This is a genomic window from Pseudomonas sp. R11F (assembly GCF_050312575.1).
In the GTDB taxonomy this organism is placed as follows: domain Bacteria; phylum Pseudomonadota; class Gammaproteobacteria; order Pseudomonadales; family Pseudomonadaceae; genus Aquipseudomonas; species Aquipseudomonas palleroniana.
This window is the reverse complement of record NZ_JBNPJU010000036.1, coordinates 142,720-158,109: the sequence shown is the minus strand read 5'-3', so window position 1 is coordinate 158,109 and position 15,390 is coordinate 142,720. Positions and strand designations below refer to the sequence as shown.

10 protein-coding genes are annotated in these 15,390 nt (G+C 61.2%); 7 read left to right on the top strand and 3 right to left on the bottom strand.

The features are described 5' to 3' along the window. Positions 1 to 26: 26 nt before the first annotated feature. From ACQRBV_RS09635 to ACQRBV_RS09625, 3 genes are all read right to left on the bottom strand, one after another. The gene (locus ACQRBV_RS09635) at positions 27 to 1,112 is read right to left on the bottom strand and encodes a 5-(carboxyamino)imidazole ribonucleotide synthase (protein ID WP_060756640.1); all 1,086 of its coding nucleotides are present in this window, start codon (positions 1,110 to 1,112) and stop codon (positions 27 to 29) included. 11 nt (positions 1,113 to 1,123) lie between these two features. Beyond that, complete coding sequence (gene purE, locus ACQRBV_RS09630; protein WP_060756639.1) at positions 1,124 to 1,615, bottom strand: 5-(carboxyamino)imidazole ribonucleotide mutase; 492 nt, start codon at positions 1,613 to 1,615, stop codon at positions 1,124 to 1,126. A gap of 327 nt (positions 1,616 to 1,942) precedes the next feature. Next, positions 1,943 to 2,851, bottom strand: coding sequence for a LysR substrate-binding domain-containing protein (locus tag ACQRBV_RS09625; RefSeq protein WP_060756638.1), 909 nt, complete (start codon positions 2,849 to 2,851; stop codon positions 1,943 to 1,945). A 182-nt stretch (positions 2,852 to 3,033) separates the two neighbouring features. Here ACQRBV_RS09625 and aspA point away from each other — a divergent pair, with 182 nt between their 5' ends. From aspA to ACQRBV_RS09590, 7 genes are all read left to right on the top strand, one after another. Beyond that, positions 3,034 to 4,458, top strand: coding sequence for an aspartate ammonia-lyase (gene aspA / locus ACQRBV_RS09620; protein WP_060756637.1), 1,425 nt, complete (start codon positions 3,034 to 3,036; stop codon positions 4,456 to 4,458). Between the two features lie 390 nt (positions 4,459 to 4,848). After that, a complete protein-coding gene (locus ACQRBV_RS09615; protein WP_244384841.1) occupies positions 4,849 to 6,300 on the top strand; it encodes an alanine/glycine:cation symporter family protein in 1,452 nt (483 codons plus the stop codon). An 80-nt stretch (positions 6,301 to 6,380) separates the two neighbouring features. Further along, on the top strand, positions 6,381 to 7,358 hold the full coding sequence (locus ACQRBV_RS09610) for an asparaginase (protein WP_411984907.1): 978 nt from the start codon (positions 6,381 to 6,383) through the stop codon (positions 7,356 to 7,358). 114 nt (positions 7,359 to 7,472) lie between these two features. Beyond that, positions 7,473 to 12,077: a hypothetical protein gene (locus ACQRBV_RS09605; RefSeq protein WP_411984906.1), complete on the top strand. Its 4,605-nt coding sequence runs from the start codon at positions 7,473 to 7,475 to the stop codon at positions 12,075 to 12,077. Between the two features lie 63 nt (positions 12,078 to 12,140). Next, complete coding sequence (locus ACQRBV_RS09600) at positions 12,141 to 13,133, top strand: AraC family transcriptional regulator (RefSeq protein ID WP_411984905.1); 993 nt, start codon at positions 12,141 to 12,143, stop codon at positions 13,131 to 13,133. 122 nt (positions 13,134 to 13,255) lie between these two features. Beyond that, complete coding sequence (locus ACQRBV_RS09595) at positions 13,256 to 14,296, top strand: histone deacetylase family protein (protein WP_411984904.1); 1,041 nt, start codon at positions 13,256 to 13,258, stop codon at positions 14,294 to 14,296. Next, the gene (locus ACQRBV_RS09590; protein WP_090367899.1) at positions 14,293 to 15,384 is read left to right on the top strand and encodes a polyamine ABC transporter substrate-binding protein; all 1,092 of its coding nucleotides are present in this window, start codon (positions 14,293 to 14,295) and stop codon (positions 15,382 to 15,384) included. The genes ACQRBV_RS09595 and ACQRBV_RS09590 overlap by 4 nt, the downstream gene beginning before the upstream one ends. Positions 15,385 to 15,390 lie beyond the last annotated feature (6 nt).

Genomic DNA, 15,390 nt, shown 5'->3' with positions numbered 1-15,390 from the left:
CCAAATGGTTCCCGCCGATCCCGGGCTTATTGTTCGGCGATCAGCGCTTCAACCTTGAGGATCTGCGCTTGCAGCGTTGCGCGATCCTTGCAGCGCAGGTTGGCATGACCGACCTTACGCCCCGCCTTGAAGGCCTTGCCGTAGTGATGCAGGTGGCAGTCGTCGATAGCGATGACTCGCTCAACCGCAGGCACCGTGCCGATGAAGTTCAGCATGGCGCTCTCGCCGACCTTGGCCGTAGACCCCAGCGGCAAGCCGGCGACCGCCCGCAGGTGGTTTTCGAACTGGCTGCACTCAGCGCCTTCGGTGGTCCAGTGCCCGGAGTTGTGCACACGCGGCGCGATTTCGTTGGCCTTGAGGCCACCGTCGACTTCAAAGAACTCGAACGCCATTACGCCAACGTAGTCCAGCTGCTTGAGCACGCGGCTGGAATAGTCTTCGGCCAGGGCTTGCAGCGGGTGGTCAGTGCTGGCCACTGACAATTTGAGGATGCCGCTGTCGTGAGTGTTGTGCACCAACGGGTAGAAGCGGGTTTCACCATCACGGGCCCGCACGGCGATCAGCGAGACTTCACCGGTGAACGGCACGAAGCCTTCCAGCAGACAGCCAACGCTGCCCAGCTCGGCAAAGGTGCCGACCACATCGGCCTCGGTACGCAGGACTTTCTGGCCCTTGCCGTCGTAACCCAGGGTACGGGTTTTCAGCACAGCCGGCAGGCCGATGCTGGCGACGGCAGCGTCCAGGTCCGCCTGGGACTGGATGTCGGCGAAGGCCGGGGTCGGAATGCCCAGGTCCTTGAACATGCTTTTCTCGAACCAGCGGTCGCGGGCAATACGCAGCGCTTCGGCGCTCGGGTACACCGGTACGAACTGCGACAGGAAGGCCACGGTTTCGGCCGGGACGCTTTCGAACTCGAAGGTCACCAGATCGACTTCGTCAGCCAGTTGGCGCAGGTGGTCCGGGTCGCTGTAGTCTGCGCGCAAGTGCTCACCAAGAGCGGCCGCACAAGCGTCCGGCGCCGGGTCCAGGAAAGCGAAGTCCATTCCCAGCGGCGTTCCCGCCAGGGCCAGCATGCGGCCCAATTGGCCGCCACCGATTACACCGATCTTCATCGTCAACAACCTCAGGCGATACGTGGGTCTGGATTGTCCAGCACGCTGTCTGTCTGTTCAGCACGGAATTTTTTCAGCACCGCATGGAATTGCGGGTGCTTGGCGCCCAGGATGCTGGCGGACAGCAAGGCTGCGTTGATCGCACCGGCCTTGCCGATCGCCAGGGTCGCCACCGGAACACCGGCCGGCATCTGTACGATGGACAGCAGCGAGTCCACGCCCGAGAGCATCGACGACTGCACCGGTACGCCGAGCACCGGCAGGTGGGTCTTGGCCGCACACATGCCCGGCAGGTGGGCTGCACCACCGGCACCGGCGATGATCACCTCGATGCCACGGGATTCTGCTTCATCGGCATACTGGAACAGCAAATCCGGAGTGCGGTGGGCGGAGACCACTTTCACTTCGTAGGGAATGCCGAGTTTTTCCAGCATATCGGCGGTGTGGCTAAGGGTGGACCAATCGGACTTGGAGCCCATGATCACGCCAACCAATGCACTCATCGTCGTGCCTCTTCTCTCTGGGCGCCCGCGGGCGCGTCAAAAAACAACAAGCCACGCGGGAGACCGGCGTGGCTTGTTGTACGAAATTCAGGCCGATTGGACCGGCCGAAGGCCGCGCAGTATACCGTAATAATGCAGATAAACAGCCCCTGGAATGACCATCTGTCTTACGGCGCAAACCAGCGGCTTTATTGACTTACGAGTCAGTCCAAGACACCGCAAAACCCTGTGGGAGGGGGCTTGCTCCCGATAGCGGCGTATCAGTGACAAATAAGTACCTGACACCCCGTCATGCCAGCCCCCTCGCGAATTTGAACAATTTTGGTCTCAGGCATTCTGCGCCGCTCCCCCCTCCAGCTTGCGCCACAGCAGCCGCACGTTCGCCTTGCGCACCAACGCGCAGCGATACAGACGGATCTCCAGCGGCACATGCCATTGCGGGCCGCCGCACACGACCAGTTCGCCCCGGGCCAATTCCGCCCGTACGCTCAATTGCGGCACCCAGGCGATGCCCAAGCCTTCCAGGGCCATGCTCTTGAGGCTATCGGCCATGGCGGTTTCATACACCGTCGTAAAGCGCAGCGCACGCTGGCGCAGCAGCAGGTGCACCGAACGGCCAAGGAAAGCACCGGCGCTGTAGGCCAGCAACGGCACGCTGGCTTCGCCCTCCAGGTCGAACAGTGGCTTGCCCTCGGCGTCAGCGGCGCAGACCGGGAGCATTTCGGTGTTGCCCAGATGCAGCGAGGGGAAGATTTCGGCATCCATCTGCATCGCCGCGTCCGGGTCGTAGAACGCCAGCATCAGATCGCAGCCACCTTCGCGCAGGGCGTGCACCGCGTCGCCGACGTTGGTGGCGACCAGCCGCGTGGCAATGTTCAAGCCTTCGTTGCGCAATTGCGCAATCCAGCGCGGGAAGAAGCCCAAGGCCAGGGAATGGGCCGCTGCCACTTGCATGACCTCACCCTGCCCGCCTTCCAGGTGATGCAGATGGCGCAGCACTTCCCCGAGCTGTTCGACCACCGTACGCGCGGTGACCAGGAACAACTGCCCCGCCGCCGTCAGTTCCACCGGCGTACGCGAGCGATTGACCAGGGTCAGGCCCAGCGCGGCTTCCAAGCTACGGATACGGCGACTGAACGCCGGCTGGGTCACAAAGCGCCGCTCCGCCGCCTGGGAAAAACTGCGAGTCGCCGCCAGGGCACTGAAGTCTTCCAGCCATTTGCTCTCAAGGTTCATCACTTCCTCCCACGGGTATGCACCATTTTGGCACACACGCCCGCCATCATAGCTGGGTCACATCCACATTATGCCGTTTGTGCATGGGTCAGTGCTGAACAGCATTGGCCCAAAAACTTATGGAAGCCTAGCATTCGCAGCGTTCCGGCCAGTTCCGGGTCCATATCGAGATGATTTCCGTCATGTCCTCCGCTGCATCTTTCCGTACCGAAAAAGACCTGCTTGGCGTACTCGAAGTACCCGCCCAAGCGTATTACGGCATCCAGACCCTGCGAGCGGTGAATAACTTCCGCCTCTCCGGCGTTCCGATTTCGCATTACCCGAAATTGGTGGTCGGTCTGGCAATGGTCAAGCAAGCGGCGGCTGACGCCAACCGCGAGCTGGGTCAGCTCAGCGAAGCCAAGCACGCTGCCATCAGCGAAGCCTGTGCCCGTCTGATCCGCGGCGATTTCCACGAAGAGTTCGTGGTGGACATGATTCAAGGCGGCGCCGGCACTTCAACCAACATGAATGCCAACGAAGTCATCGCCAACATCGCGTTGGAGGCCATGGGCCACAACAAGGGCGAGTACCAGTACCTGCACCCTAACAACGACGTGAACATGGCGCAGTCGACCAACGACGCCTACCCGACCGCTATCCGCCTGGGTCTGCTGCTGGGTCATGATGCGCTGCTGGCCAGTCTCGACAGCCTGATCCAGGCGTTCGCCGCCAAGGGTGAAGAATTCAGCCACGTCCTGAAAATGGGCCGTACCCAACTGCAAGACGCCGTGCCGATGACCCTCGGCCAGGAATTCCGCGCCTTCGCCACCACCCTGGGTGAAGACCTGGCCCGCCTGAAAACCCTGGCGCCGGAACTGCTCACCGAAGTCAACCTGGGCGGCACCGCCATCGGCACCGGCATCAACGCCGACCCACGCTACCAGGCCCTGGCGGTACAACGCCTGGCCGTGATCAGCGGTCAGCCGGTCGTACCGGCCGCCGACCTGATCGAAGCGACTTCCGACATGGGCGCCTTCGTACTGTTCTCCGGCATGCTCAAGCGTACCGCGGTGAAGCTGTCGAAGATCTGCAACGACCTGCGTCTGTTGTCCAGTGGCCCGCGTACCGGCATCAACGAAATCAACCTGCCGGCACGCCAGCCAGGCAGCTCGATCATGCCCGGCAAGGTCAACCCGGTGATCCCGGAAGCCGTGAACCAGGTCGCGTTCCAAGTGATCGGTAACGACCTGGCACTGACCATGGCAGCCGAAGGCGGCCAACTGCAGCTGAACGTGATGGAGCCGCTGATCGCATTCAAGATCTTCGACTCGATCCGCCTGCTGCAACGCGCCATGGACATGCTGCGCGAACACTGCATCACCGGCATCACCGCCAACGAAGCCCGTTGCCGCGAGCTGGTGGAGCACTCCATCGGCCTGGTCACCGCGCTGAACCCGTATATCGGCTACGAAAACGCCACCCGTATCGCCCGTGTCGCCCTTGAAAGCGGCCGCGGCGTGCTGGAATTGGTGCGCGAGGAAGGCTTGCTCGACGATGCCATGCTCGACGACATCCTGCGCCCCGAGAACATGATTGCTCCACGCTTGGTCCCCTTGAAGGCCTAAGTGTCTGTTGCACCGCTCACCAGGCTGAGGGACTAGACACCTCTCACCTTTTGAGGGCCTGAAGGCTCGTTCTTCAGGCCCTTTTTTTGTCTCAAGGTTGTGAAATGATGCCCATAAAAACTCCAATATCGCCCTGTAAACCCTCCTTGCCAGCCGACACACGGCTGAAACCTTTAATCGTCTCGTGCAGACGGATCCCGCTCGCCTAGGTATAGTGCCGCCCCTCTTCGCGTCTACGGCCATCGATACGAGGCCCGAAGCAACGCGAAAGCGCATGAATAACAACACCCGCAAAAGGATTGGGATCGAACCGTCGCGCACTGCCTGGTGCTATGCGAAGGCCCGGACCGTCCTGCGTTTGCCATTAGAAAAATCAGCGAGGAACACTCCATGCTCGAAGTCATCAACGACTTCCTCTCAGGGAAAGTACTGATCGTGCTCATTGTCGGGCTCGGCGGTTATTTCACGATCCGCTCGCGTTTCGTTCAATTACGTCACTTTTTCCACATGTTTTCGGTGTTTCGCGACAGCCTGAAAAACAGCTCCGACCAACTCAGCTCGTTCCAGGCGCTGATGCTCAGCCTGGCCGGCCGTGTCGGTGCCGGTAACATCGCCGGTGTCGGCATTGCCGTGACCCTGGGTGGCCCGGGCGCCGTGTTCTGGATGTGGGTCACCGCATTGGTGGGCATGTCGTCGAGCTTTATCGAGTGCTCCCTCGGTCAGTTGTACAAGCGCACTGACGCCGAAGGCACCTTCCGTGGCGGCCCGGCTTACTACATCCAGCACGGCCTGCAGAAACGCTGGCTGGGCATGCTGATGGCGTTCCTGCTGCTGGTCACCTTCGGCTTTGCCTTCAACGGCCTGCAAGCCCATGCCGTGACCCACTCGCTGAACAATGCTTTCGGCCTCGACACCACCTACACCGGCCTTGCCCTCGCGGTATTGCTGGGCCTGGTGTTCATCGGCGGGATCAAGCGAATCGCCTCGATTGCCGACCTGCTGGTGCCGGTCAAGACTCTGGTCTACATCGCAGTAACCCTGTACGTGATCGTGCTGCAATTCGACCACGTGCCGGCCATGCTCGCGACCATCGTCAAGAGCGCCTTCGGCCTCGACCAAGCCTTCGGCGGCCTGGTGGGCAGCGCAATCATCATGGGTGTGAAGCGCGGCGTGTTCGCCAACGAAGCCGGTCTGGGCAGCGCGCCTAACGTGGCGGCAGTGGCTTCGGTAGAACACCCGATCGCCCAGGGCGTGGTCCAGGCGTTCAGCGTGTTCCTCGACACCTTCGTGATCTGCACCTGCACCGCGCTGCTGATCCTGCTCTCCGGTTTCTACACCCCAGGCTTTGAAGGCGACGGCATTGCGCTGACCCAGAACTCCCTGGCAGCCGTAGTGGGTGACTGGGGTCGCATGTTCATCTCGGTAGCCCTGGCGTTGTTCGTGTTCACATCGATCATGTACAACTACTACCTCGGCGAAAGTAACCTGCGCTTCCTGGTCGGCAACAACCGCAAGGTGCTGATGGGCTACCGCACACTGGTGCTGGTGCTGATTTTCTGGGGCTCGATCGAGAACCTGAGCACCGTATTCGCCTTCGCCGACATCACCATGACCCTGCTGGCGTTCGTCAACCTGTTCGCCCTGGCGTTCCTGTTCAAGATCGCCATGCGCATCCTGAACGACTACGACAATCAGCGGGCAGCGGGCATCAAGACGCCGGTGTTCGATTCCAGCCAGTTCCCTGATCTGGATCTGGACCCCAAGGCCTGGCCGGCCAATCCGGTGAAACCGGACAGTGCCCCGGCGGCTGAACTGAGTGCTCAAGCGCAGCGCCAAGCGTAATAAGAGCCGATAGATGACACGCCGCCCGGCCTTGGGCATGCTCTGGGCCCGGCGGCGTTTTTCGTTCAGGAGATTTCTTGATGCAATCAGCTAACAACGTGATGGTGTTCTACACCGGCGGCACCATCGGCATGCAGGCCAGCGCCAATGGCCTGGCGCCTGCATCCGGTTTCGAAGCGCGCATGCGCGAACAGCTTTGCAACCAGCCATTGCCCGCTTGGCGTTTCCGGGAAATGTCCCCGCTGATCGACAGCGCCAATATGACCCCGGCTTACTGGCAGCGCCTGCGCACCGCCGTGGTCGAGGCAGTGGACGCCGGCTGCGACGCCGTGCTGATCCTGCACGGCACCGACACCCTTGCCTACAGCGCGGCGGCGATGAGCTTCCAACTGCTGGGGCTGCCGGCGCCTGTGGTGTTCACCGGCTCCATGCTGCCGGCCGGCGTGCCGGACAGCGATGCCTGGGAAAACGTCAGCGGTGCGCTGGCAGCCTTGGGCGAAGGCCTGGCGCCCGGCGTTCATCTGTATTTCCACGGCGCGCTGATGGCGCCGACCCGTTGCGCGAAGATCCGCAGCTTTGGTCGCCACCCGTTTGCCGCGTTGCAGCGCAATGGCGGCGTGGCCCGGGCCAGTGACATTCCGGCGGCCCTGGATTTTCGTCAGCCCAAGGCCCTGGCCAACATTGGAGTGTTGCCGCTGGTGCCGGGCATCGCGGCCGTGCAATTGGATGCGCTGATCGACAGCGGTATCCAGGCGCTGATCCTCGAGTGCTTCGGCAGCGGCACCGGGCCCAGTGACAATCCTGCGTTCCTGGCCAGCCTGCAACGGGCACAGGACAAAGCAATCGTGGTCGTTGCCATCACTCAATGCCATGAAGGCGGCGTGGAGCTGGATGTCTACGAAGCCGGCAGCCGCCTGCGTGGCGTCGGCGTGTTGTCCGGCGGAGGCATGACCCGTGAGGCGACATTCGGCAAGCTCAATGCACTGATCGGTGCCGGGCTCGAGGCATGCGAAGTCCGTCGCCTGGTGGAACTGGACCTCTGCGACGAATTGCGCTGAGGGCTGGCCCCCATCGTACATAAGCACCACCGCTCCTGACGCGATGCTTCCTAGCATGGCAACGCTCCGGTTTTTCCGGAGCGTTTGCCATTATCTCGCCTGTCAGGAAGCGCCATGCCTCTATCTCTCTCCACCGAGCCCGACCCAGAGCTCATTGATGCGCTGATTGCGCAAATGTGCACCGGCCCCGCGTTTCGCGAAGTGGCCGCGACAATGCTGCGCGCCCAGTTGAAAACGCTGTATCCCGATTGGGATATGGACCCGAACACGATCGTGGTTGGCACCCCGTCATGGGATGTCAAAGATGGCCAGGTCATCCCCGTTGGCCGTGATTATGCGGTGCTCACCGATATTCTCGTGGTGCAGGCGGTATTTGCCCTGCCGATGCTCTACCTCGAAGGCCAACATTTTTTGGCCCAGTTGCCGATCGTTGAGCCTGCGGTGCACCTGCCGGTGCGTATCCTCGATATTGCCGGTGCGATGAACATCCTGGCCCCGATAATGTTGCGGGCTTATCAACAAGCGCAATTGGACTACTGGAACAGCATCGAGAACAGCGGCGGTTCACGTTGGCACAGCTTGTCGATCATGTTGCGCGACTTCTGGAACATCAACCAAGTGCCTGGCTTGACGGAAGACGATTGCTTTATGGCGCGTCAACTGTTCCAGACGCCGGATGCCGCGACACGCAAGCGCGAGACCTTTGATGCCCCTCGCGCTTATGTGATTGATATCGACGAAGTCGATGCCGACGGCAAGGCCAGCCATGTGGATGATTACTTGATCAGCGTCCTGATCGGCAACCAGAATGGGGCCGAAGTCATTCTCACCCAGTCACTGTTCTCGGGGTTCAAGAAATACCTTTCGCTGGAAGCGCTGGGCCAAGACCTGCCAATGCTGACGGTGGCCAATAAAAAGCAGCGGTGGCGCCTCGTCGAACCGCAAGGAGATTTTTTCGATTATCTGGCCTGCGCGTTGATCAGCATCCAGGTCAAGGATATCGGCGCCATCGACGTTTCTGATCTGGGCACGCCGGACACGCCTCGCAACCGCCCTGCGCAGCCGCCGGCACCGCGTTCCAAACGCAGCACACGGCCCTTGCAGGAATACGTACACGCCCTGCCCGACTGGCTGACCAGCGCCTCCATCTCTGACCAGGATGCCTATGCCCGACACCTCAAGGACCTGGCAACCCTGCACAGTGCCAACGAAGGCCGCAGCTATGACGAAGGCATCAGCTCTCTTCACGCGTACACCCTTGAACGGCTGAAAGCCGAAATGCTCAAGGATCACCCCGACGCTGATGCGCGGTGGCTCGATGGCGTCGAAATCGTGGTGCGCAGCCCTGTGGTCTGGGGCCTGTTCACCGTCCCCGGAAAAATAGAGACCACAGCATTCACCCTGCCGGAGCTTGCCCTGCAGAACTTGATCGCCCTGCCATTAGGGAACAAGTCCCTGCGTTATCACATCACGCTGGTGCTGCCGCAATGGTTCACCGTCAACTACCTGGAACGCCTGATCAGCCGGGTGGATGTCGGGAATACCTACCCGGCACTGATCAAGGAAAAACTGCTGGCGCACCCACAGGAGGCGGATCGCCGCCAGCGGCTCTATGCCGAGCACTTGCGCATTCAACTGCCGTTGCTGGCATTGCAATGCAAGATACGCGGCGAAAGCGCCATTGATGAGCAAGGCTACGCCTACGTGAAAGCCGTCATGCGCGCCGAGCCCAGTGACCGGCAAGTGCAGGGCCAACCCATCGTGATCCGCCCACTGGCGTTTGTGCCGACTCGCCGAGCAGATAAAACGCCGGATAAGGTCGCCAATATGTTCGTGATCGGTCCCCAGGACCCGGCCGCCGGTCCATGCCTGTTGTATCGGCCGTTGCTCGACAACCCCCTGTCGCAGTTCCCTTCGCCCAGCAACTTGCTCTATGCCCTGCAGCAATCAGTAAACCTGCGCGAATCCGTACTGGCCTGGCTGCCCGATACGGTGAGCACTGACTATGCCCGCTATGTATTCCCTGGCGACCTGCCCTCGCCCTGGGCCGTGGTCGATTTCATGGTCGACCCCTTCAAGGTTTGGACGATGGGCGGGCCGGTGCTTCTGGGCCAGGCCACGATCACCGATGACCAGTTCAAGACGCTCTACCACGCCAATGCCAATGCCATGGTCACCCTCGCCGACCGGCAATCGGTGTCCAATGCCGAAGCCCGCTGGGCCACGTTCAAACGCACCGGCTGGATGACCTTCAATCTGGCCTTGCCATTCCTCGCGCGTACCGTGGGCATCGCCGCCTGGATCTGGCAGATCATGGATGAGTTACAAGTGGTGGTGGAGACCCGCGCCCATCCTGAGCAGGACTCCACCTGGACCGCACTTACCGACTTGCTGCTGAACATCGGCATGGCCATCACTTTGCACAGTGCCAGCCGCAGCGCCCCTGCGGGTTCAGTGCGCAACGAACCGACGCCCGCACCACGGCCACCAGCCGCCCCGGAACCTGTGACAACCAGCCAGCAGCCGACGATTTCGGCAGAGGCACTCGCCGTACATGACCAGCCCCTGATCGTCAGCGGCGCGATCAATCGCGCACCGCCGCGCCTGGCAACCGTGCTGGACAGTTTCAAGGTGAGCAAGCCTGACACGTTGGGCGAGGCGCACCACGAGGCAGGCCCGTGGCAAGACCTGTATCGCGGCGGCCAGCATTGGTATGCGCCAGTAGGCGAACGCTGGTTCCAGGTCACAGTGGATGAAGGCGAAACCGTGCTGATTGTCGACGCTCGAAACCCTTCGCGTACTGGCCCTCCGCTGGTTCACAACAGCAAGGGTCAATGGTTCATCGATACGCGCCTGCGCCTTCGGGGAGGCAGCCCCAAACTCATGAGTACCAAAGCCCGCGCGCTGGCCCGACAAAAAGCAGAGGAGCTACGTCGGCAGCTGGAAATATTCGAAAGCCAGAAAAAAGCCAACCAGGAGGCGTTGCAGAACGCGCGCCAGGCGATGGATGCGCAGCCCTCCACATCAACGCAAGCATTGCGCCAGGCTTATCTGCAGACCCTGCAAACCCAACGCACGGAATACGAGACGGCGTTGCAGATGCTCAAGGAAATGAACGTGCATGAACCCACGGCGCAATACGCGCCAAAAGCCTTGAGTTACATCAAGGCCCAGGCCCGATTGACCCAGGCTACGCTGAGCGAAATCCTTTCGCGCTTCACACCCAAATGGCGCATCGTGCATGAGCAGCTGCAACGCCAGGCTGTGGTGTCCATGGAGCGCCCGATTGAAGACTTCCGTGAGATGCGCGAGCTGACCGGCGCATTGCTTGTACAGCTGGAATACATGCACGGCCGATTCCGGGAGCTCAAAAGCCTGGCCAGGGACGGTGCCGTTTTGCTGGATACCCTCAAGAGCTCGATGCCGGTCTACAGCGTTGACGACCTGAAGGCCATTCGCGTGTCGCTCAGCCGCAACCTGTGCCTGCCCAAGGACACCTTGCAGACAGCTCCCGAGGCCTGGTCGGAAATAGACAACATCATCGACACAGCGGATGTCGCAATCCAATGCCTGCGCGATACATTGGAGGAGCGCAGCGATCGACGCCTGGATGAACGCTTTGACACCTTGAGCAACCTGGTCGAGCAGTTTCAACTGCTGGACGAACGCCTGCAGGATTTTCCCGTGGAGTACTCCGCGCACGCCATCACCGACCAGTTGCAGGAGTTGCGCGGCGAGCTGAGTGGCTTCCAGCGGCGCGCCGCGAGGAACCTCGGGGTATTGAGTGCCGAGCGCGGAGTGCTCAGGAGCCGACCGACCCCGCCCTCGACCCCGCCACGCCCGTTGAAACAGTTTATCCACACTCGCTACGGTGGCCTGCTGATCGGTGAGCCGCGCTTGAACGAAGTCGGGCTGGAAACCGGCCTGGTGGATATTCGCTCACCGCTGACCCATCAGATCCTCGCCACTTACCATGAAAAATCCAAGGGTGTCTGGGTACTTCACGAAAGAGCCCCATCCCCTTCCGCCGAACCGGCTGAGGTGGATCTGCAGTTGACCATCAATCAGGGCCAGGCATTGCTCGATGGGCTGCCCGCCTTTCAAGCGCGTGCCCGTGCCCACAGCAACCTCGCCGATCGTGAGCCCTTTGGGATCGAGTATCTGTACCACAAACACGCACAGCGATTGGAGAAGGCAAGCAATGCCATCGAGCAGGCACTGACTCAACATAACATCACAGAGAGCGACGCCATGGCGCTTCCCGCGAGCGAGGTGACCAAAGCGATTGATAGCGCGTTGGCCCAGCTCTATCAGCAGAGTAATCAACTGGTGCAAAGGGCGCTCAAGTTGTCTCCTCCTACCGTGACAGGGGTGCAGTGGCTTAAACAACACAATACGATCGCCATCAAGAAAACCGTGAACCGCCGTCGAATCAAGTCCCACACGCCTGACTATCTGGATGAGTACACCATCAGCGACCGCGTGACGCGCGAAGTGCTCTGGTATGCCCACTTTCACTACAGTGCCAACTGGACACCGGACAAGTCGATGTTATCTGCACGCCTGAAGACTCCAGCCGAGCACAGCCAGGGCGCCGCCGCCGACTCGCCCAAAGGCTTGAACCATCAACAAGCCGTGGCCTACTACCGCAGCGAGATCAGCCTGCAGCAAGCCCGTGAGCTGTTTTTCGAGCGCCCAAAATCCGAGTCCAGTCGTTAATCGCCACCACGGGCACGGCATGCAATTTGCTGCGCCAGTGCACTTCTTCGCGCGGGTGTCCCCATGCTGCATTCACACCTCACGACCCTCAACGCTGTATCTCTGGTCCTGACGACCTTCAAGGACCAGGGGCAGCCGGCCGAGGTATTACTGGCCGGCAGCGGCATTGGCATAGCAGACCTGCGCCGCGCCGACACGCGCATCACCACCTGCCAGGAGATGCGCGTATGCGCCAATGCCGTAGCCCTGCGCCAGGACATTGGCCTGGAACTGGGCCAGCGCATGCACGTGTCGTCCTACGGTCTGCTCGGTTATGCGCTGTTGACGAGTGCCACCTTAGGTGACGCTTTGCGTCTGGCGCTACGCTACCCGGCGCTGTTGGGAACACTTTTTGAACTCAGCCTGGTGGAAGACGGCGAACAGATTTGGCTGACCGCCGGCGACTATCGGGAAAATCCCGCGCTGGCGGCGTTCAATGTGGAGTTTTGCCTGGTGTCGATGAAAGTCATTTGCGATGACTTGCTCGGCGGCCCGCTGCCGTTGCGTGAAGCGCGTTTCGACTACCCGGCACCCGCCTACCACCCGCGATACGCGGAGCGTTTCGACTGCCCTTTGCAGTTTGACGCACGGCACACCGGCTTTGCGTTCGACGCCCAGTGGTTGCAACAACCCTTGCCCCTGGCCGATGCCATCACCCATCGGGCGATGGCCGAACGCTGCCGCAAACAGAACTCCGAATTCACCGGGCGCCAGGCCTGGCTCAACCGCGTGCGCCAGTTGCTGGCCGAGCAACTGCACGCCGCGCCCGGCCTGGACGGCTTGGCGGCGCAGATGAACTGTTCCGCACGAACCCTGCGCCGGCATCTGCATGCGTTAGGTTGCAGCTACCAGCAATTACTCGACGAGCTGCGCTTTGAGCAGGCCAAGCAATGGCTGGCACAAGGGCAATGGCCCATTTACAAGATCGCCGAACAATTGGGTTTCAGCGAGACCGCAAGCTTTCGCCACGCGTTTATGCGCTGGAGTGGGGTCGCGCCCAGCCTGATGCGCCATTAGCGGGCGAATTACGGTCAAAGTCTTTGGCCACATTTATCCCCTTCTGGCCGCTCCTGCCATTCTCTTGGCCGCCCCCGCACCGCAACACTTGAAGGCACAACAACACGCCTGCGGGAGCCCCCATGCTGACGATCTATTCAGACGATCACCATCTACACCACGGACGCTGCGAATTGATGGATGGGCAATTGATGCCCTGCTTTGAAATGCCGTCGCGCGCCGACCATGTGCTGCAACGGGTCAAGGACCGTGACCTGGGACCGGTGCAGGCACCACAGGACTTCGGCCTGGCCCCGCTGCAACGCATCCACAGCTGCGACTATCTGGATTTTTTCAAAAACGCCTGGGCCCGCTGGACCGAATACGGCCAGGACGGCGACCTGCTGCCCTATACCTGGCCTGCCCGCACCCTGCGTCGGGTGTTGCCCACCAGCTTGCATGGCCAACTGGGTTACTACAGCTTCGACGGCGGTGCGCCGATTACCGCCGGTACCTGGCAAGCCGCCTACAGCGCGGCACAGGTAGCGCTCACCGCGCAGCAGGCGATCCAGCAAGGCGCCCGCAGTGCCTTTGCCCTGTGCCGCCCGCCCGGGCATCACGCAGCCAGTGATTTGATGGGCGGTTATTGCTACCTGAACAACGCCGCCATCGCAGCCCAGGCGTTCCTCGACCAGGGCCATGCAAAAGTCGCGATCATCGACGTGGATTACCACCACGGCAACGGCACCCAGTCGATTTTCTATGACCGCAGCGATGTGCTCTTCACCTCCATCCACGGCCACCCGGAGGCTGAGTTCCCGTTTTTCCTGGGGTATGCCGATGAGCTGGGAGAAGGGCCTGGCGAGGGCTTCAACTTTAACTACCCGCTGCCGGCCGGCTCCGGCTGGGACACCTGGAGCGCCGCGCTCGAAGCGGCGTGCCAGGAGACCGAACGCTTTGATGCCGACGTCATTGTGGTGTCCCTGGGAGTGGACACGTTCAAAGACGACCCTATCTCGCAATTCAAACTCGACAGCCCGGATTACCTGGCGATGGGTCAGCGCATCGCGCGTCTTGGCAGGCCCACGCTGTTCGTGATGGAAGGCGGCTACGCCGTCGAAGAAATCGGTATCAACGCCGTCAACGTCCTCGAAGGTTTCGAACAAGCAGGAGCCGCCCAATGAAGATGCTCACCACCCTGGCCCTGTGCGCCGCCGTATTGAGCGGCGCGACGCAGGCCGAAGAAAAACCCCTCAAGGTCTACAACTGGTTCGACTACATCACGCCCAAGGCCCTTGAGGACTTCAAGGCACAAAACCCCCAGATCAAACTGGTGTACGACATCTTCGACACCAACGAAGCCCTGGAAGCCAAGCTGCTCACCGGCAACTCCGGGTATGACGTGGTGGTGCCGTCCAACGTGTTCCTGGCCAAGCAGATCGAAGCGGGCGTCTTCCAGCCCCTGGATCGCAGCCAGCTTCCCAACTGGAACCACCTCGACCCCAAGCTGATGAAGCTGATCGAAGCCAACGACCCCGGCAATAAATTCGCCGTGCCCTACATGTACGGCACCATCCTGATCGGCTTCAACCCAGACAAGGTCAAGGCGGCACTGGGGCCCGATGCGCCGGTGGACAGTTGGGACCTGATCTTCAAGGAAGAGAACATCAGCAAGCTCAAGCAATGCGGCGTCGCCTTCCTGGATTCGCCGTCGGAAATCCTGCCGCTGGCCCTGCAGCACCTCGGCCTGGACCCCAACAGCAGCAACCCCAAGGATTACGACAAGGCACAAGCCCTGTTGATGAAAATCCGTCCGTACATCACCTACTTCCACTCCTCCAAGTACATGGCCGATATCGCCAACGGCGATCTTTGCGTGGCCGTGGGTTACTCGGGCAGTTTTTCCCAGGCCGCCAACCGCGCCAAGGAAGCCAAGAACGGCGTCACCGTGGACATGCGCCTGCCCAAAGAAGGCGCACCGATCTGGTTCGACATGCTCGCCATTCCCAAAGGCGCGCAGAACCCGCAAGACGCCTACACCTTCATCAACTACTTGCTGCAACCCCAGGTGATTGCGCCGATCAGTGATTTCGTCGGCTACCCCAACCCGAACAAGGACGCGACCGAACACGTCGACCCAGCCATTCGCAACAACCCCAACCTGTACCCGACCGAGGCGGCGATGGCAACGCTCTACACCTTGAAACCCCTGGCGCGTGATGCCGAACGCGCCAGGACGCGCGCCTGGACCAAGATCAAATCCGGTACTTGATCACGC